Raw genomic sequence first — 19209 nt, 5'->3', positions numbered from 1 at the left:
AGGTGCAATAAAACTAAAAATACCTTATTCAGCATCATTACTGTTAAATAGGAACGGTGAACCGTATCATAAGTAACAGCGAAAATTGAATAAAAACTGATAATGATAAAAACCGCCAGTCGGATCAAAGTATGACTAAGCGGTTTTTCAATTTCTATTGTTCTCTTATGCGAGTCTCATTTTAAAATCTTGATAGCCAAATTCGCGCACGATATGGTATTCTCCATCTTTGTCTTTAACAGCGATGGCCGGTAATGGCAAGCCATTGAAAGTGTTGTTTTTCACCATGGTGTAGATCGCCATGTTACCAAAAACTAAACGATCTCCGCTCTTTAATGGCTGATCAAAAGAATAATCTCCGATTGTATCGCCTGCAAGGCAGATTTGTCCACTAAGCCGATACATAAATGGCTTCTCTCCTACGTTTCCTGATCCCAGAAGAGGAGGACGATAAGGCATTTCCAATACATCAGGCATATGACAGGACGCAGAAGTGTCAAGAATCGCAATATCAATTCCGTTTTGAACCGTATCAAGTACAGTCGTTACTAAATATCCTGCATTTAGAGCCACTGTTTCTCCTGGTTCAAGATAAACTTCTAAACCGTATTTATCCTGCATTCTCTTAATACAAGCTTCAAGCCTCGGGATGTCATAATCTTCACTTGTAATAAGGTGACCGCCGCCAAAGTTGATCCATTCCATTTGCGATAGCCATGGTCCAAACTTTTTTTCCACTGCATTAAGCGTTGTTTCTAAATCATCGGAGTTTTGCTGACAAAGGGTGTGGAAATGCAGCCCTGAAACACCTTCAAGCAAATCGGGATGAAAATTCTCTTTTGTTACACCGAGTCGGCAACCTGGTGCACATGGATCATAGATGGCATGGCCAACTTGTGTGGGACATTCAGGATTGATGCGCAGGCCAACTTTTTTGCCTGCCTGAAAGACCTTTTCCCTGAATTTTTCCAACTGTGAAAAAGAGTTAAAGATGATATGATCACAAACGGATATAATTTCATCGATTTCATCCTCACGATAGGCAGCGGAAAAGACGTGATTCTCTTTACCCATTTCCTCATGACCTAGACGAGCCTCGTATAAGCCGCTTGCTGTTGTACCACTTAAATATTTCCCAATGAGAGGATACATTGTATACATTGAAAATGCTTTTTGTGCCAAAAGAATTCTGCATCCTGTACGTTTTATGACTCCGTTCAAGATTTTTAGATTTTTTTCCAGAAGACCTTCATCGATGAGATAACAAGGTGTAGGTAATTCTTTAAACCGCATTGCGATCGTTCTCCACCTCTAAGAGTTTTACAGGCTCAGATTCTACAAGCTCTGGATCAAAGTTTTCTTTCCATGGCAGTCCCCATTTGTTCAAGGCTTCCATGAATGGATCTGGATCAAATTCTTCAATATTGTATACGCCTGGTTTACTCCACGTTCCAGTTATCAGCATCATCGCGCCAATCATCGCTGGAACGCCCGTTGTATAAGACACTGCCTGAGAACCTACTTCTTTATAGCATTCTTCGTGGTCACAAACGTTGTACAAATAATACGTTTTATCTTTTCCGTCTTTTTTTCCTTTAAAGATACAGCCAATGTTGGTTTTCCCTTTTGTGCGTGGTCCAAGGGAAGCAGGGTCTGGTAATACAGCTTTCAAAAACTGAAGTGGAATGATTTGTTTTCCTTCGAATTCAATTGGTTCAATAGATGTCATTCCAACATTTCCAAGACATTTCAAATGAGCAAGATAACTTTGGCCAAAGGTCATAAAGAAGCGGATCCGCTTAATTCCAGGAATATTTACAGCAAGAGATTCAAGTTCTTCGTGGTACAGCAAATACATATTTTTTTCGCCAATTTCAGGGAAGTTATAAACGCGTTTGATTTCCATAGGTTCAGTCTCGATCCATTTACCGTTTGCCCAATATCTTCCCTTGGCAGAAACCTCACGAATATTGATTTCGGGATTGAAATTCGTTGCAAAAGGATAGCCATGATCCCCTGCGTTGCAGTCGAGAATATCGATATATTCAATTTCACTAAAATGATGTTTAAGCGCATAGGCAGAAAAAACACCTGTAACACCAGGGTCGAAGCCACTGCCTAAAAGAGCCGTAATACCAGCCTTTTCAAAACGTTCGCGATATTCCCATTGCCATTTGTATTCAAACCTTGCTTTATCCTCTGGCTCATAATTGGCTGTATCTAAATAGTTCGTTTTTGTCGCTAGACAAGCATCCATAATAGTTAAATCTTGATACGGTAAAGCTAGGTTCATTACGATATCAGGTTTTACCTCTTCAATTAAAGCAATTAACTCATCAACCTTATTTGCATCCACTTGTGCAGTTGTGATTTTCGTTTTGCCGCCATCAAGTTTGGCTTTTAACTCATCACATTTAGATTTTGTTCGACTGGCAATACAAATCTCTTCAAATACCTCACTGTTTTGGCAACATTTATGGATGGCTGCTGATGCCACTCCACCACACCCAATAATAAGTGCTTTTCCCATTTCTTATCTCCTAACTAATAGATTTTGTATATAAATGAGGGAAGTCCATAGCTATTCAATCCATTTCAGTCTTTGATGCAACAATCCATCGGAGTCATTATTTTCCCCTTTAACAAAGTCAGTCATATTGGTGGTTAGGTATTCTCCATACTTGCTATCGGTGTTGAGCAAAAGCTCATCAACGTAATAGATTCCTAAAGGAAGATCATCCAGGAGTAAGCTTGCAAAGCCTGCATAAACGCCGCAAGCAACTTGGAAGTATGTTGCATTTGTTTTGAATTTTGGATAAATTTTACTGCTTTTCATCACGTTATACATAAACTTTTCCATATCCTCGTAAACCAAAAGCACACCAACTAGGTCTTCACCTTCAATTTCACCTAGTTCCGGATCAATCAATCGCTGATTCCAATTCCAAAGATCGTCTGCGTTATCCAAATTATTCCGGATTAATTCGGTTGTATACTCATTAACTCGATAAATAAATCCTAATTCCATATCATATAAATTCCCTAATGTTAGGACTTCTTCATGAGGCATTAGACAACCATAAAACTCCTTATTCCCCAATTTTACTTTATACTCCATTGCATAGACTTCTTCATACAAGTAGAGTGGTAAGTGATGTCTGACAAACATAGGGTAACTTAAAATTGCTTCATCAAGAAAGCACTCTACGGACCATGAAGTATAAATTGTCTTTGGTTCAATTAGTTTTTTATTTTTATAAAAGGAATTGTCATGTTCAATAATATAACAAGCCAAAGGCTTATCATTTGGGTTATCTTTCATAAGTTTAATAGCCATCCATTGTACGACACCAGGATTCATACCTGTACCTATAATTGCTTTCGTATTGGTAAAGGTTTCTTTTTTCTCTTCGAACCTTTGAAATCGTTCTGTTAGCGGAAACCCATATAAGCTTTCATCGTTATCAACCATGGTGTTCTCTAAAGCCGAATTTACATAATAGACCCCTAGGTTATTACAACATTCTAACATTTGGATTGTGTCAGCCCAGGACACATCTATAACTATTCTTGTATTTGTTGTTTTTAGATGTTTTTTAAATTTGTTCACTTCACTAAGGTCAAATTGTAAAAGATTTAGTTTATCTTTTAAATTTGGGAATAACTTGGTATAATACTCCATGTTTTTTTGTTTAATGTCTATTAAATAAAGCTTTGTATTAATAAGGATTTGATGTATTGGATCATTTTTATCTATGAAAGATTGGTTAAAGATAGATAATATTGCCTTAGCAACACTCCCGCCACTTCCAAGAATAGTGATGGTATATGGCTTTAGTTGGTCCATCATAACCCTCCCCCTAAAAAGTATTTATAATAATTTATGAATAATTAAAAGGGTTTGCTTGTACTACTACAAACACTGTTGAAGGATATGATGATGGAGCAGATTTTATAGAGTAATATTTTTTAGTTTAGGAATATCCAAGAAAACCTCAAATAGATATCACGCAGATAAAAAGCGCTAGTATAATTGGTACGGTGAACCTTATCATAAATAACGGTAAACTCTTCTCCCAATAAGAAACACGTTTTTTTAAAAGAATCTGGAATTATTGTATATACGTAAAGAAACCGCCTACTTCATACAAAGCAGGCGGTTTTTATTCTAATTGAAAAAAGTTTGATAAAAACTATATGCTGCTGAGTGCTCATTTAACAGTTTCTGTTTCAAATACTATTCAATACTTTTTAAAACACATCGTGACTTTATTTCAAATCTACATCTACAATCCAAACGGTGTAAGCTGGTCACCAAGTCCACTGTTTGAACAGAAACGTTGATTATACGAAGTTAAAAAAATGAGAGAGTCCATTTGAGCGATAAATTTTCGAAGTATGGTCTCCTGTTTCATTGATATACATATTTACGACTTCAGTGAACTTTTCTTTAATTAATTTCGACTCACGAATCGTTCCAGCAAAAAGCGATGGCACGTTTCATAGGGTTAGCTGATATCACGTTAGAATTACTCTCACGTTTAACTAGCCCATTCCAACAACCAATAATTTTTGTTACATCATCGAATTTAAGCTCTTCATCCCCTTGATTTGTCAACATGGTTTGAAAGCGACGAGCAATTACTTCTTCATCAACTGCAAGAATTTCCGATACAAATCCTACCAATCCACAGCAATTCTGAAAACTTAAGTTTAAGATAAAATGGGCATGGGGAATAGATCTCCAGATCCTTTTTTTTGTTTGCAAATTCTTGTGGCTTTCACTGGATATCGATATTCCCATCTTGGATTTTTCAGCTGATCCATTCATGTAAAATTCTTAATAGAATGATAGAATCAAAGTCTACTCTAAAACTAGGCGGGATAATATGAAAAAAAGAATAAGGGCAGGAGTTTGCTCCATCGCCTTACCGTATTTGCTGCTAACTGGCTGTTCGCAAGCAGCCATTACAGAGAAGCAAGTGCCCGGGCAAAATGAGAAGTCCCAGTCAGCGATTAATGAGAAGCCTTATGACACGAAAGAGTTAGCAAAATCTCCGAGATTCGCCCTTAAACCAACCTATCAGGCGATCGAACCTTCCGAAAAAGCGCGGCCGTTTGAAACGAAGTATACGAAGGATGAGTTAGCGAGAATACCCATTTCAGAGGCGAATGGAGATAAAAGGGAAAGAAGTGTTCCTTTAGGACAGACCTTGCAAAAAGGTGTGGCGGATGAGACCGAGGGACCGCTTCAGAAACACCGGATTGTTGCCTACTATGGAAATCCGAATTCGACTCATATGGGGATTTTAGGAGAGCACAGCCCTCAAGCTTTGATGAAAAAATTGAAAGAACAAACGCGGGCTTATTCTGAATTAGATCCGAAAAGGCCTGCCATCCCTGCCATTGAATTGATTACAACAATTGCCCAGCGGAATCCGGGAGAAAAGGGCCTTTATGTCCACCCTACCCCAGCCGCGGACATCGATGAGTATGCCAAACTGGCAAAAGACAATCATGGATTAATTATTTTGGATGTTCAATTAGGCCGCGACTCGATCATGAATCAAGTAAAATCACTGGAAAAATATTTGAAGCTCCCGTATGTGCACTTAGCAATTGATACTGAGTTCCATGTAAAGGAAGGGCAGGTTCCGGGGGTGAACCTTGGGCATGTAGATGGCCGGAATGTTCAGGAAGCGATCGACTATGTGTCAAATTTAACAAAGGAGAACAGACTTCCGGACAAATTTGTTGTGGTCCATCAATTTGCAGGGAAAATTATCTCGAATAAAAGCGCCATTCATCCAGCCAAAAACGTGGAAGTTGTGCTGAACAACGATGGATTCGGTGTTCCTCCATTAAAAACATCAGGGTATCTTCAGCTTGTGCAAAAGGAGCCGATTCAATACGGCGGGTTCAAGCTGTTCTTTAAGAATGACCAGCCTTTAATGACGCCTAAAGATGTTTTGGCACTAGACCCGGCGCCAGCTTTTATAAATTATCAATAGTGTATAATAATACATAATGAAAAGAAGCGTTAAAGCTGTACTTGAAAAATTTTAAGCCCTCCTTTTTTTTGGAGTAATTGTTAGAAAAATACATACTCTAAAGTTTGAGGAGTGGTCCGAATGAAAAACTCAAAACTGTTTTATCTATTATTGCTTATCCTGCCTTGGCTGAGCGTACCCTTATTAGGCCGTACTGCATTGAAACGATACCTGCCAGCAGGCATTTTTATCTGTACCTTCATAAAGGCAATCGATTTGTTTGGCGAAAAGAAGAAATGGTGGAAATTTTATAAAGGAAGCACTCCTTTAGAGAGTATGAATTATTTCAATTTTGGCCCTTATTTTGTTACAAGTCTTTGGATGTTAAAGCATACATATGGGAAATTTCCGCTGTACATGATTTCAAATGTCCTTCTTCAAATTTGTTTCATTTATTTTGGCGGGATCAAATTTGTTGAACGTTACAGAATCTTTTCCTTGAAAAAATTAAAAAAATTTCAGTACTTAGTTATTGATTTTATAAGGGCATTGCTTCTATATGGTTTTCAATATTTGATTGATTTAGGCTATCATAAAAGACGTTCATAACCATTTAAAAAAGGAGCAAGGGAATTCATCTGCTAATGACATTCCTTGCTCTTTTTTATTTTTTCTCTTCAAGTCAGTTTCAAGGCTGATTTTATTTTTAATTCCCCCGCGTAATAATCTTTAGAACAGATCAAAACAAAAAAGGTGCAGTCTCAAATAACACGAGATTGGCACCTTTTCTTTTTTAAGCTATTTTTTGTTCTATTTTTTCCTCTAGTTTATTATTCTCCCATTTTGTTATGACAAGGGCTGCCAGTGAGTTACCGACAATATTGACAGCTGTTCTTGCCATATCAAGGATCCGGTCAATTCCTGCAATAAAGGCAAGTCCTTCAACAGGTATCCCTGCACTTCCAAGAGTCGCCAGAAGAACAACAAACGAAACACCAGGAACTCCTGCAATTCCTTTGGAGGTGAGCATTAATACGAGAACCAAGGTGATTTGGTGACTGATACTCATATGAATTCCGTACATTTGGGCGATAAACAAGGCAGCAATCGCTTGATAAAGTGTAGATCCATCAAGGTTAAAGGAATAACCAGTTGGAATCACAAAGGAGGTGATGGACTTTGGACAGCCTAACTTCTCCATTTTTTCCATGATTTTTGGAAGAACGGTTTCGGAGCTAGCTGTTGAATAGCCTAATAATAATTCGTCTTTTAAATACTCTAAGAGTTTAAAAATATTATATCCGGCTATTTTCGCCGTCAGGCCCAATACGACAATAATAAAGAAAATCATCGATCCATATACAACCAGAACTAGTTTTCCCAGCGGAATTAAAGAAGATAAACCGAATGTGGATACGGTCACGCCAATTAAAGCAAATACCCCAAGTGGTGCAACCTTCATAATTTGGTTCGTTACGTGAAACATGGCTTCAGCTGTACCCTTGAAGAACTGGAGAACCGGTGTTCCTTTTTCACCAATTGCAGCTACCCCTAAGCCAAATATAACCGAGAAGAATATGATAGCAAGCATGTCCCCATTCGCTAAGGATTGAAAGATATTGACAGGAACGATATTCACAAAAGTGTCGATCATCGAATGCGACTCCGTTGTTTTCGCGGTTGTGACATACGCATTAATATCGGATTTGGTAAGATGTGAACGATCGACACCTGTTCCTGGATGGAATAGGTTTGCGGCCAAAAGCCCGACCACGATGGCAATCGTCGTAATAATTTCAAAGTAAAGAATGGTTTTCCCGCCAAGTTTCCCTAATGACTTCATATCCCCTACACCAGCAACGCCAATAATCAAACTGGAAATAACAATTGGAATCACAATCATTTTGATTAAGTGGATGAATATATTCCCAATCGGCTGCAGGTACTCAGCAACATGGGGATTTCCGTAAAAAATCCCGCCGACCGCAATACCTAGAACCAATCCTATAAAAATTTGCCATGCTAACCCAATTTTTTTCATCTTTAATTACTCCTCATATTTAATCTCTATGAAGTTATTCTAGTATTTCTTTATCTATATTAACAATATATAATATAGATAAGAATGATCTTAATATTAGATAGGAAGGTTTTATGGAGCTAAGACAGTTAAAATACTTTATAGAGGTCGCGGGGGTCGAGCATTTTTCTAAGGCTGCAGAAACCTTGCACGTTGCCCAGTCTGCTTTAAGCCGCCAGATTGGACTTTTAGAAAAAGAATTAGGTGTAGAGTTGTTTGAGAGAGAAGGACGGAATGTAAAATTAACTTTGATCGGAAAATTGTTCGCAGACCAGTCTATGATTGCTCTAAAGGCGATTGACAATGCTACACAGCTAATCGAAGAATACTTGGACCCGGAACGCGGGACGATCCGAATAGGGTTTCCCTCCAGTATAGCTAGCAGCACCCTGCCAACCATCATTTCAGCTTTTAAAAAAGAGCATCCCGAGGTAAGGTTTCATTTGCGGCAAGGATCCTATAAATTTCTAACTGAGGGAATCAAGAATCGGGAGATTGATTTAGCGTTTATCGGTCCTGTTCCGCATAGTGATCCAGATTTACATGCCGATATCCTTTTTTCAGAGCATTTTGTCGCTCTCTTACCTGAAACTCACTCACTGGCAGCAAAAGGCAGTTTATCGTTATACCAATTAGAGCAGGATTCTTTTGTATTATTTCCAGAAGACTTTGTTCTTCGCAAAATAGTCGTAGATGCCTGCCACCAGGCTGGCTTCCGGCCATTTGTTCCTTTTGAAGGTGAAGATTTGGATGCGATAAAAGGATTAGTTTCAGCAGGGATAGGTGTTACTCTTCTCCCTGAGACAACACTCTTTGAGAATATGCCTAGCGGAACAGTAAAATTAAATATCCGTCTTCCAGATGTGAAAAGAACAGTAGGAGTCATTATCCCAAAAAATCGCCAGCTTTCTCCTTCAGAAAAGCTGTTTTATGAATTTGTGCTGGATTACTTTAGGAATATTAATTTTTGGACATAAGTGTTGTAACTACCCGAAATATTCTTATTTGGGCAGATTATTTACAAATCCAAAAATGGGACAGGTGTGTTAATCCTGTCCTATTTTTTATTTTTTTAAAACCCCTGAGATCAGATATTTTATTAACTTCTAGATGACTTTCTTAATTGAGGTCGTCTATTTTTTGTCTTTTGGACATCGTCTTCGTTCTTCTTAGAGGCTGATCAGAAAGGCTGGAAATAATTATATCCCTGTATAAACCTAAAAACCCTGAAATTCCTTGCTAATAGACAAGCGTCGTCGCAGTCAAAAATAACGCACATAAGATAAAAATAATCTAAATTTTTTGCGTAAAGAGATGATGATATGACGCATCAAGGAGTGGAAATTTCTATTTTGGGCAGTGCAGGTGCAGCAGCTAGAGCAGTGCTGTTTTTGCTAAATAAATTAATAATGGATCCACTTGACCCCCTGCACTCGTTAATGAATCAAAGTATGCTGCATTTCATTGAAAGGGATCTCCCGTATTCTGCCAATATAGCAATAATGCAAGGGAGTTTTCATTTATGAGGAACAAAAAAGCGTTAGGAAATGACTGGTACGTTCTCCAATCTGTATTTAATCATAACGTTCCTTTTGAACTCCTCAAAATATTGGACAAATTGGTAAAAGAGAATAAAATGGATATCGCCAAAATATCCGACTTTGAGACTATGTATAAAGTGAAGACCTTATATACGGAATTTATTAATCGTTTTAATAGAATCCCCAATGTTTTTCCAATAATTATATCAGCAACAGAAGCATTGAATGTTGATCTTGTCGTTTCAAATTTTAACATAAAAAGCATGAAATATGCTTTGGCAATAGATGAATTGGATATTGAATCCCAAGTATACATTAGCCTGGCATTCGGCAATCAAGTCTACGATGTGATGGAAAAATTAAGAAAGCACGATAAAGATATTTATAATTTTGTTGGAGGGCTTCCTCGGATTCCCTATCAAGATGACACCCTGAAGCAATGGATTATAAGTCATGTCGGCAAGACGGCTAACCTAACTATTCATGAGGTATCAAGGCTATGGGATCATCCTAGCTTCCCCAGAAAAGAGCCATTGGTTGTAATGAAAGCTTTTATCATCAATCAGAGATTTGCTATCGAATGGGAACTGGCTAAGCAAAAATATCCCGGCATATTTAATCAGCCATTTGTATGCAGAATACAAGACACTCCATATAAAGACAAAGACGAACAAGTTCGGATCTTAGACGCAAACGATGAGCTGCAAATAATGCTGGGTATATTGACCGTTTGCTGCCAACGTTTGGACGATATGGGCGAAGCATGCATGATCGAAGGACTGATTAACCCTGACAGTGGATTTCTAGTGTTTGAGAGAGGGTCTAAAGTATTGGGGCAATCATGGATCTGGCTTACTGAAGACCGGACATCTCTGGTTTTAGATAACATCGAACTAGCGGATTGCAGAAAACCGGAAGATATCCTTCATCTATTATTCCATTGGGCCAGCCAATCATCTTATCAGAACATTCAAATGGGTACGGGCTTTAATCGCGTAAAAATCGGATTGCCTGTGCAGGCAGAAGAAATGCAATGGTACAGACAAATGTGGAGATTCAAATATTCGGATGCACATCAGCGAGTATGGATTAAAAAAAATGGGGAGATGTGTATTTCAAGGTGATAGGTATGCCCCCTTGTTAACAAATCATTGGCCTAATAAAGAATACGGTACACCGTATATGCGTATAAATCACCTATTTTTTTCTATACTTCCCCTTAAAACTAGGATAAAACTAGAGATAGCGAAACACTTCTCACACATAAAATATGGATTTGTTTTGATTAATTTCTTGCTTAATATTCGAAACATTGTTTAAAGATATTTTTAAACCCCCTCTTAATGAATAAATCTCGAATTTGAGGTATATTTAAGTGAATTGATATAAATAGGAATAGGGCTATAAGATTCGCTCTCCTATTAGGAATGATCACGAATACAGGAGGGATTGTTAGTGGAAATAGGAATCAGCACATTTGTCGAAACAACCCCTGACGTTAAAACGGGTGAAGTCATAAGTCATGCCCATCGATTGCGGGAAGTCGTTGAGGAGATTGTGTTTGCCGATCAAGTAGGATTGGATGTCTTTGGAGTAGGGGAGCATCATCGTCAGGATTTCGCAGCATCTTCTCCAGCCGTTGTTCTGGCAGCCGCGGCTCCACAAACAAAGCGTATCCGCCTGACGAGTGCGGTCACTGTACTTTCTTCTGCAGATCCAGTACGGGTATTCCAGGATTTTGCTACACTTGACGGCATCTCGAATGGACGCGCGGAAATCATGGCAGGACGTGGTTCTTTTATCGAATCTTTTCCTCTATTTGGCTATGATTTACGAGACTATAATGAGCTTTTTGAAGAGAAGCTGGACTTGCTTTTGAAATTGCAAAAGTCCGAGATGGTCTCATGGTCCGGCAAACATCGCCCGGCGATTTCCAATTTGGGTGTGTATCCGCGTCCTGTACAGGAACCGCTTCCTATATGGATTGGTAGCGGTGGAAACACCCAGTCGGTCATCCGCGCAGGGGTCCTCGGGCTGCCGCTTGTACTGGCCATCATAGGAGGACGTCCGGTTCAGTTCGCTCCGCTTGTGCAGCTTTATAAGCAGGTAGCAGCACAGGCTGGCCATGACGTTTCCAAATTGCCGGTTGCCTCCCATTCCCATGGATTTATTGCAGAGGATAATGACACGGCGGCTGATAAATTTTTCCCGCCCACCCAGCAAGTTATGAATGTGCTGGGAAGAGAGCGGGGCTGGGGACACTATGACCGGGCAGCATTTGATACGGCACGAAGTCCTGAAGGCGCCCTGTATGCAGGAGATCCGGAAACTGTTGCCCGAAAGATTATTGACCTTCGCAAAAATGTCGGCATTACACGGTTTATGCTGCATGTACCGGTTGGTTCCATGCCGCATGCTGATGTGATGAAAGCGATAGAGCTGCTTGGGAAAGAAGTGGCGCCCATTGTTCGGGAGAAAGTTAAGAAGTGGGAAGCCATGCGATAAGCAGCTTACAAAAAAAGTGACCAGGTAATGGTCACTTTTTTTGCGGTCATCCGTGGATCAACAAGAGAAATCAGCTTTTACCTTGCGCTGCTAAGCCGTTTGCGCGCCGTTTCCCTTTCTGCAGTAACTGGTATAGGCTTTAATGCTTTCCCTAGTCCATAAGAAGGCATATTCGCGTAAATAGCTTCATACTCGCCTCTTTTAATTTGATACGTTTCATGGTAAATGCGCCAGCCTTATTGCGGCCGACTTTTTTATTGAAATCTCTCCATGCCGTTAAATGCTTCTCTTTTTTTGCATAAGCCATGAGGTCTGCTGAACGCCAATATTGAATCATAACGGTTGTTTTCAGTCCAAAATAACTTTCCATCGATAGGAATCCCAATGTCGCTTTGTTCACATAAAGCTCCTTGATCATGGCAGGCATGGCGCTGAATACGGGCAGCCATTTGTACACGGCCAATGGTTGTTAATTCTAATCCCAATCAGAAATACGACAAGATCTTCCTATTACCTTGGTTGGCGGAAATGATCAGGTAAATCACCCAAAGAGAATTTATTAAATTTATCTCAAATTCGTGTTAATGATCCTCAACCCCGTTTTTCGGAAAAATGTTAATTTTATCCCCTCATAAGCACTTCCAGAAGTAACTCCCACTTTTTTTATAGATTTAATTAGTTTATAATTATCAGACAACAGTAGATATTTCACTAGATAAATCATTATAATAGAATATGAAATAGTTCATATTCAACAAAAAGAAGTGTTCCTTGCTGGGATTGTTGATGGCAGGCTGTTTTGCCGTCTAAAGGGAGCGCTTACTCTTTTATATATGTATAGGGGATGAGGAAGATTATGAGCAGCATACAGAAGAAGACAGAAGTGATCTTAATCGGTGCGGGCGTCATGAGTGCTACTTTGGGGACAATATTGAAGGAACTGGCCCCTGAGTGGGAAATCAAGGTGTTTGAGAAGCTCGATAAGTCAGGTGAAGAGAGCTCGAATGAATGGAATAATGCAGGTACGGGGCATTCGGCTTTGTGCGAGCTGAACTATACGTCTGAAAAACCGGACGGGTCAATTGATATCAGCAAAGCGATCAGCATAAATGAGCAGTTTCAGCTTTCGAGACAGTTTTGGTCTTTTCTAGTAAACAGGAACCTGATTCAGCATCCTCGGGATTTTATTATGCCGATTCCGCATATGAGCATGGTGATGGGCGAGAAGAATGTAGCTTTTCTGCAAAATCGTTTTAAAGCGCTCTTAGCGAACCCTCTTTTCCAGGGAATGGAATATTCGGATGATCCGGCAAAGCTGAAGGAATGGATTCCTTTAATTATGGAAGGGCGCAAATCAGGCGAACCGATTGCGGCGACGAAAATTGATTCTGGTACAGACGTAAACTTCGGTGCGCTGACACGGTTGCTGTTTGACCACTTGAAAACTAAAAACGTGCAGCTTCATTATAAGCACAGCGTAAAGGATATGAAACGGACAAGCGACGGCTTATGGGAAGTAAAAGTACAGAATTTGGACAGCGGAATAACGGAAAGCCATACAGCCAAATTCGTTTTTATCGGCGGTGGAGGCGGAAGTCTGCCGCTGCTGCAAAAGACGGGTATTCCCGAATCAAAGCATATCGGCGGGTTCCCAGTCAGCGGACTATTTTTAGTCTGCAACAAACCGGAAGTAGCAGAGCAGCATCATGCGAAGGTTTACGGAAAAGCAAAGGTTGGAGCACCTCCAATGTCTGTTCCGCATCTTGATACGAGATATATCGGCAACAAGAAAACCCTGTTGTTCGGACCGTTTGCCGGCTTTTCGCCAAAGTTCTTAAAAACAGGCTCAAATTTAGATTTGATCGGTTCCGTCAAGCCTAATAATCTCTTTACCATGCTTGCGGCAGGTGTCAAAGAAATGGGACTGACGAAATATTTGATTCAGCAGGTCCTCTTGTCGAATGAACAGCGCATGGAAGAATTGCGCGAATTCATTCCAAACGCGAAGAGCGAGGATTGGGATATTGTCGTAGCAGGCCAGCGCGTGCAGGTGATTAAAGATACAGAGGCAGGCGGAAAAGGGACTCTTCAATTCGGAACGGAAGTTGTGACGGCATCTGACGGCTCGATCGCTGCCTTGCTCGGTGCTTCCCCTGGTGCATCTACGGCTGTGCACGTGATGCTGCAGGTATTGAATCGCTGCTTCCCGCAGCACATCAATGAGTGGGAGCCGAAGATTAAAGAAATGGTTCCTTCCTACGGTGTATCCCTTTCCGAGAATCCTGAGCTTTTCAAGGAGATTCATGCTTCCACTGCTCAAACGCTTGGTTTGAACGAAAAAAAAGCAGTTTTTAGCTAAATAAGGTGACAAGAACCTTTGATCTTAACTGATTGAAGGTTCTTTTTTTCTTTCCTTACGCTTTCGCCCAAATTTCCTCATTTCACATTCAGTTCATAAATCCTTCCTATAATCTCAATTAGTTATCAAGCATATCCATGTTATTCAGAAAAGGGAGGATCACAATGAGTCATGAATTTCAAAAGAAAAGCGGAGATTGGGCTGTAGAAGCTTACGGTCTCGTTAAAACCTTTGGTGATAATCGTGCAGTGGATGGGGTCGATCTGAAAGTGAGCACCGGATCGATTTACGGTGTCCTTGGGCCTAATGGGGCTGGCAAGACAACCACAATCAGAATGCTCGCCACATTATTGAAGCCGGATGGCGGTTCAGCGCGCATTTTTGGGTACGATGTGATGAAGGAGCCTCACATTATCCGGCAATTAATCGGGGTACCGGCCAGTATGCTTCGGTCGATGAGTCCCTCAGTGCGACGGAGAATCTGATTATTTTCTCAAGGCTCCTTGGAATAGGCCGCAAAGAGGCAAAGCAGAAGGCAGAAGACTTACTGGAAGAATTCGGGCTGACGGAAGCGGCAAAGCGTCCGCTGAAAAATTTCTCCGGAGGAATGCGGCGCAGGCTTGATCTCGCGGCGAGCCTCATTGCTCAGCCGCCGCTGATTTTCCTGGATGAGCCGACGACAGGACTCGATCCGAGAACCCGCAATCAGATGTGGGAGACGATCCGCCGATTGGTAAAGACAGGATCAACAGTTCTTTTAACCACACAATATTTACAGGAAGCAGATGAACTGGCTGACCGGATTGCAGTTATTGATCACGGCCGGGTTGTGGCAGAGGGGACGGTCGATGAACTGAAAGCTTCCGTTGGCACATCTTCCCTGCATTTGAACATTGAGCATGCAAAGGATAGGCAGGCTGCCCGCAGTCTTGTCGAGCGGATTCTGAACGTCCAGTCAGCGGTTACGGCAGAAGGCGGGAAAATTACGGCCCCAATGGCACATGCTGACGATGTCGCAGACCTTTTGATTGCTCTCAGGGAAGCAAATATTAAGCTGGCTGAGTTCAGCGTTCAGAAACCAACCCTTGATGAAGTGTTTTTAACCATTACGGGACATGCAGTGGAAGATTCCGCCCTGCGGCCTGAACAGCAAAGAGAGGTAAGCGTATGAGCAATCCAACCATAGTACCGGCGTCTGAACGCCGGCTTAGAAGAAAAGCGAGCTTTAGCCAATCCGTCAAAAATTCCTTCACAATGGCTTTTCGGGGATTATTAAAAATACGGCGAACGCCAGAGCAATTGTTTGATGTCACCCTGCAGCCGATTATTTTCACTTTAATGTTCACGTATATCTTTGGCGGTGCGATTTCAGGCAATGTGCAAAATTACTTGCCCGTGATTATTCCTGGAATCCTTGTTCAAACGGTCATAGGAACTTCCATTGTAACAGGCGTTCAGCTGCGGGAGGATATGGATAAGGGAATTTTCGACCGGTTTAAGTCGATGCCGATTGCCCGGATTGCTCCGCTTGCCGGTGCTCTTATGGCTGACACGATCCGGTACACGATTGCAACGGTGCTTACACTGACGATGGGGTATATCATGGGCTACAGGCCTGAAGGGGGACTTGGCTGCGTGATTCTTGCCGGACTTCTTGTGATTGTTTGTTCCTGGGCTGTCAGCTGGATCTTTGCCTTTTTCGGTGTAATTGCCCGGACGGCATCAAGCGTACAGGGAATTTCCATGCTGGTTCTGTTTCCGCTCACGTTTCTCTCCAATGCGTTTGTACCGGCCAATACAATGCCCGGCTGGCTGCAGTGGTTTGTGAACATTAACCCGATTACGCATCTCGTAACAGCCGTCCGTGATCTCGTAAACGACGGCACGATGGGCTGGGACATTGTGATCTCTTTGATTGGCGGACTTGTTATTGTAGCGGTGTTTGCCCCGTTGACTGTCAAGTACTATATGAAAAGAACATAGTTGCTAAACGGGAAAAAGAGTAAAATAAAGGTAACTTGATTGGAATCGCATGCTTGCGGTTCCCTTTATTTCAATTAAAGGAATGAGCGGCATGGCAAAAGTGTTAATCATAGATGATGATTCTCATATCCGTGAATTGATCTCCCTTATTTTATCGAAAGAAGGGATATCGATTACGGAGGCAGAAGACGGCAGAGAGGCTTTATCCGTCCTGGATACCGAGAAAATTGATTTAATCATTTTAGATATCATGATGCCGAATATGGACGGCTGGACATTTTGCCGGGAGGTCAGGACGTACTATTCCGACACCCTCCCGATCCTCATGTTGACGGCTAAAGGAGAGACGGCTCAAAAGGTGAAAGGCTTTAACCTCGGGGCGGATGATTACCTCGTAAAGCCCTTTGCCCCAGCGGAACTTACAGCACGGGTAAAAGCCCTGCTCAAGCGTTATCAAATTGCGGTATCGAATCGGATTGAAATGGGAAATGTGGTCATGGACCGGGCTTCCTATAAAGTATTCATCGGGGATCAGGAGCTGACATTGCGCTTAAAGGAATTTGAAATACTGTTTAAGCTTGCTTCCCATCCGCAGCAGACGTTCTCAAGAGAGCAGCTGATCGAGGATATTTGGGGATATGATTATGAGGGGGATGAACGCACGATAGATGTGCACATTAAGCGGCTCCGGCAGCAGTTCTCTCAAGGTGATTGCCCCTTTAAAATCGCCACCCTCCGAGGGCTCGGTTACCGCCTGGAGGTGAACAGCTGATTGCATGAAATCATCAAGCGAATAACAGGAATTTTAGCGGTTACCATTGTTTTATTTTTATTATGGATGCTTGCTTATTTGCTGACATCCCTTGTTTATGCTGCAAATCATCTTCATCTCAATGAATTTGCCAGACAAATGATCAATTCCTTTCTGGGGTTCATGATGTTTGGCTTCGGCATGTATTTTATCCGAAAGATTCCATGGGTAGAAGATCAGCAGAATAAATACCTTGTCCCAATGATTCAGGCCATGAAAATGATGGCTGAGGGGAACTTCAAAATTGATCTTTCTTATTATCGAAAAGAAATGAACGGCCGCAACGACCACCCTTTTTCTAAAATTGTGGAGAGTATTGCCCATATGGCGGATAAACTAGGTGCCATGGAAGAAATGAGACAGGAATTTATCTCAAACGTTTCCCATGAAATCCAGTCTCCTCTAACTTCGATCAGCGGGTTTGCCAATGCGCTGAAGAACGATAATATAGCCCGGCAGGAACGGGAGCACTATCTGCAGATCATCGAAACGGAAAGCATCAGGCTGGCCAAATTAAGCGAAAACCTGTTAAAGCTGACGTCTTTAGAATCGGATCATTTAACCCTCGAACAAAAAGACTACCGGCTCGATCATCAGCTTCGCCGCATTATTCTGGCCAATGAACCTCAATGGGCAGAGAAAGATATTATGATGGATGTCTCGCTTGACCATATGATCATTTATGCGGACGAAGAATTGATGGACCAAGTCTGGATCAATCTCATCTATAACAGCATCAAGTTCACGTCAGAATCCGGCACCATTACAGTGAACGCATTGAAAAAAGGAGAAGATCAGCTGATCGTCACCATTAAAGATACTGGGATCGGCATGGATCAGGAAACTGTGATGCACATGTTTGAACGGTTCTATAAAGCTGATCCATCCCGAAATCGGAATGGAGGGGGCAGCGGGCTAGGCTTATCGATTGTGAAAAAGATTGTTGATTTGCATCAGGGGGAAATTCACGTTGAAAGTGAGCTTGGGAGAGGAACAGCAATTAGTGTAACTTTAAATCAAAAAGCCTAAGTAATCATCGTTACATAGGCTTTTTACCACCTACCGGTACTGCTTCCTCCGAACCCACTGCGTTGCCGCCCACTTTTCGCCTTTCACAACGGGTGCCCCGCCATGAAGAGTTATTTCATTAAGGGCTGGATCCTCGTAGAAATATTCAAAGTAAACCGCCATGCCTCTTTGAGGAGCAACGGAAAGCTTTAAATGCGGAAAGTACGTTTCCCCGCCTTCTTCCACGTCATTTAAATACATGACAAGGGTGCTGATTCTTGGATTTTGGTTGGATCTTGCGGATGTAAAGTAGTCATAGTGGGCTTTGTATTCCTGACCTGGCTTATAGTGTAAGATGTGAAGCCCTTCGCCATGCTCCCAGGGAATGCCCATGATTTTAGCGACGCGCTTTTCAACGCGGGCCACCACCCCATCTTCCATTTCTGGAAGAAAGGCGCCGCTGCTCGTGCGGATGTCGTTCACTTCCCGCTGTGACCCAATTTTGGAGCGGTTCATATGATCTTTCGATAGGCGGATAAGCTCTTCGCACTCTTCTTCACTTAATACATTTCCCAAGACAGCAATAAGCGGCTCCTCTATTTTGGTGAGTATTTGAATTTCTCGGTCTTCGGTTTTGATCTTACTTCCCGTGTGAAGAAAGATCGATTGTTCTTTTGTTTTTACAGCCAATTTTCATCAACCCCTTTTAATGAAATACTCTTAGTAAACGGTTACATTATAGGGAATTGGAATACCTTCCCATGAAGCAAATCTGTGAGCAGGAAAAATTTCTTAAAAAATATTCTACCACCTTAGGAAATATTTTTCTCTATTATTTTTAGAGATGTTTACTAGATTCATAAAATCAAAGAAACAAAAAATCCGCCCGAAAGCGGATTTGCCTTTGCATTAGGCTTTGTTATTTGATTTTC

16 protein-coding genes and 2 pseudogenes are annotated in these 19209 nt (G+C 41.4%); 11 read left to right on the top strand and 7 right to left on the bottom strand.

Going from position 1 to position 19209, the window contains the following annotated elements; translation table 11 throughout:
- Positions 1 to 165: 165 nt before the first annotated feature.
- The 4 genes from nspC to ACOT8F_RS13845 form a co-directional block, all read right to left on the bottom strand.
- The gene (gene nspC, locus ACOT8F_RS13860; RefSeq protein WP_421652525.1) at positions 166 to 1293 is read right to left on the bottom strand and encodes a carboxynorspermidine decarboxylase; all 1128 of its coding nucleotides are present in this window, start codon (positions 1291 to 1293) and stop codon (positions 166 to 168) included.
- Positions 1283 to 2530 carry a saccharopine dehydrogenase family protein gene (locus tag ACOT8F_RS13855; protein WP_421652524.1) on the bottom strand — a complete coding sequence of 416 codons (1248 nt, stop codon included), beginning with the start codon at positions 2528 to 2530 and terminating at the stop codon, positions 1283 to 1285. Before ACOT8F_RS13855 ends, nspC begins: the two co-directional genes overlap by 11 nt.
- Positions 2531 to 2581: 51 nt before the next feature.
- Positions 2582 to 3847, bottom strand: a complete 1266-nt coding sequence (locus tag ACOT8F_RS13850; RefSeq protein ID WP_421652583.1) for an S-adenosylmethionine decarboxylase related protein — start codon at positions 3845 to 3847, stop codon at positions 2582 to 2584.
- Positions 3848 to 4465: 618 nt separating this feature from the next.
- Positions 4466 to 4831: a hypothetical protein gene (locus ACOT8F_RS13845; protein ID WP_421652523.1), complete on the bottom strand. Its 366-nt coding sequence runs from the start codon at positions 4829 to 4831 to the stop codon at positions 4466 to 4468.
- Positions 4832 to 4889: 58 nt separating this feature from the next.
- Here ACOT8F_RS13845 and ACOT8F_RS13840 point away from each other — a divergent pair, with 58 nt between their 5' ends.
- Together ACOT8F_RS13840 and ACOT8F_RS13835 are read left to right on the top strand one after the other, a co-directional pair.
- Positions 4890 to 6011 carry a hypothetical protein gene (locus ACOT8F_RS13840; protein WP_421652522.1) on the top strand — a complete coding sequence of 374 codons (1122 nt, stop codon included), beginning with the start codon at positions 4890 to 4892 and terminating at the stop codon, positions 6009 to 6011.
- 120 nt (positions 6012 to 6131) lie between these two features.
- Complete coding sequence (locus ACOT8F_RS13835; protein WP_421652521.1) at positions 6132 to 6599, top strand: hypothetical protein; 468 nt, start codon at positions 6132 to 6134, stop codon at positions 6597 to 6599.
- Between the two features lie 184 nt (positions 6600 to 6783).
- Here ACOT8F_RS13835 and ACOT8F_RS13830 read toward each other — a convergent pair whose 3' ends face one another.
- Positions 6784 to 8031, bottom strand: coding sequence for a cation:dicarboxylate symporter family transporter (locus ACOT8F_RS13830; RefSeq protein WP_421652520.1), 1248 nt, complete (start codon positions 8029 to 8031; stop codon positions 6784 to 6786).
- A 113-nt stretch (positions 8032 to 8144) separates the two neighbouring features.
- Here ACOT8F_RS13830 and gltC point away from each other — a divergent pair, with 113 nt between their 5' ends.
- The 4 genes from gltC (at position 8145) to ACOT8F_RS13810 (ending at position 12116) form a co-directional block, all read left to right on the top strand.
- Positions 8145 to 9047, top strand: a complete 903-nt coding sequence (gene gltC, locus ACOT8F_RS13825; protein WP_421652519.1) for a glutamate biosynthesis transcriptional regulator GltC — start codon at positions 8145 to 8147, stop codon at positions 9045 to 9047.
- Positions 9048 to 9392: 345 nt separating this feature from the next.
- A complete protein-coding gene (locus tag ACOT8F_RS13820; RefSeq protein WP_421652518.1) occupies positions 9393 to 9596 on the top strand; it encodes a hypothetical protein in 204 nt (67 codons plus the stop codon).
- On the top strand, positions 9593 to 10735 hold the full coding sequence (locus tag ACOT8F_RS13815; protein ID WP_421652517.1) for a hypothetical protein: 1143 nt from the start codon (positions 9593 to 9595) through the stop codon (positions 10733 to 10735). The genes ACOT8F_RS13820 and ACOT8F_RS13815 overlap by 4 nt, the downstream gene beginning before the upstream one ends.
- A gap of 331 nt (positions 10736 to 11066) precedes the next feature.
- Positions 11067 to 12116, top strand: a complete 1050-nt coding sequence (locus tag ACOT8F_RS13810; RefSeq protein ID WP_421652516.1) for an LLM class flavin-dependent oxidoreductase — start codon at positions 11067 to 11069, stop codon at positions 12114 to 12116.
- Between the two features lie 77 nt (positions 12117 to 12193).
- On the opposite strand, the pseudogene ACOT8F_RS13805 reads toward ACOT8F_RS13810, so the two are convergent.
- Positions 12194 to 12605: pseudogene (locus ACOT8F_RS13805) on the bottom strand (DUF4188 domain-containing protein).
- 367 nt (positions 12606 to 12972) lie between these two features.
- Between ACOT8F_RS13805 and ACOT8F_RS13800 the strand changes: the two are divergent.
- From ACOT8F_RS13800 to ACOT8F_RS13780, 5 genes and pseudogenes are all read left to right on the top strand, one after another.
- Positions 12973 to 14475 (top strand): malate:quinone oxidoreductase, encoded by a 1503-nt coding sequence (locus tag ACOT8F_RS13800; RefSeq protein WP_421652515.1) that lies wholly within the window; start codon positions 12973 to 12975, stop codon positions 14473 to 14475.
- Between the two features lie 164 nt (positions 14476 to 14639).
- Positions 14640 to 15646 (top strand): annotated as a pseudogene (locus ACOT8F_RS13795) (ATP-binding cassette domain-containing protein).
- On the top strand, positions 15643 to 16458 hold the full coding sequence (locus ACOT8F_RS13790) for an ABC transporter permease (protein WP_421652514.1): 816 nt from the start codon (positions 15643 to 15645) through the stop codon (positions 16456 to 16458). The pseudogene ACOT8F_RS13795 and the gene ACOT8F_RS13790 overlap by 4 nt, the downstream one beginning before the upstream one ends.
- Before the next feature lie 91 nt (positions 16459 to 16549).
- Complete coding sequence (locus ACOT8F_RS13785; protein WP_421652513.1) at positions 16550 to 17230, top strand: response regulator transcription factor; 681 nt, start codon at positions 16550 to 16552, stop codon at positions 17228 to 17230.
- A complete protein-coding gene (locus tag ACOT8F_RS13780; RefSeq protein ID WP_421652512.1) occupies positions 17231 to 18298 on the top strand; it encodes a sensor histidine kinase in 1068 nt (355 codons plus the stop codon).
- Between the two features lie 30 nt (positions 18299 to 18328).
- On the opposite strand, the gene ACOT8F_RS13775 is transcribed toward ACOT8F_RS13780, so the two are convergent.
- Entirely contained in the window at positions 18329 to 18967 is a 639-nt protein-coding gene (locus ACOT8F_RS13775) for a 2OG-Fe(II) oxygenase (protein ID WP_421652511.1), read from the bottom strand.
- Between the last annotated feature and the right edge of the window lie 242 nt (positions 18968 to 19209).

The organism is Chryseobacillus diguaensis, assembly GCF_049220665.1.
Taxonomy (GTDB): Bacteria; Bacillota; Bacilli; order Bacillales; family Bacillaceae; genus Metabacillus_B.
The sequence above is the reverse complement of the archived record's forward strand: the minus strand, read 5'-3'. Positions and strand labels throughout refer to the sequence as shown.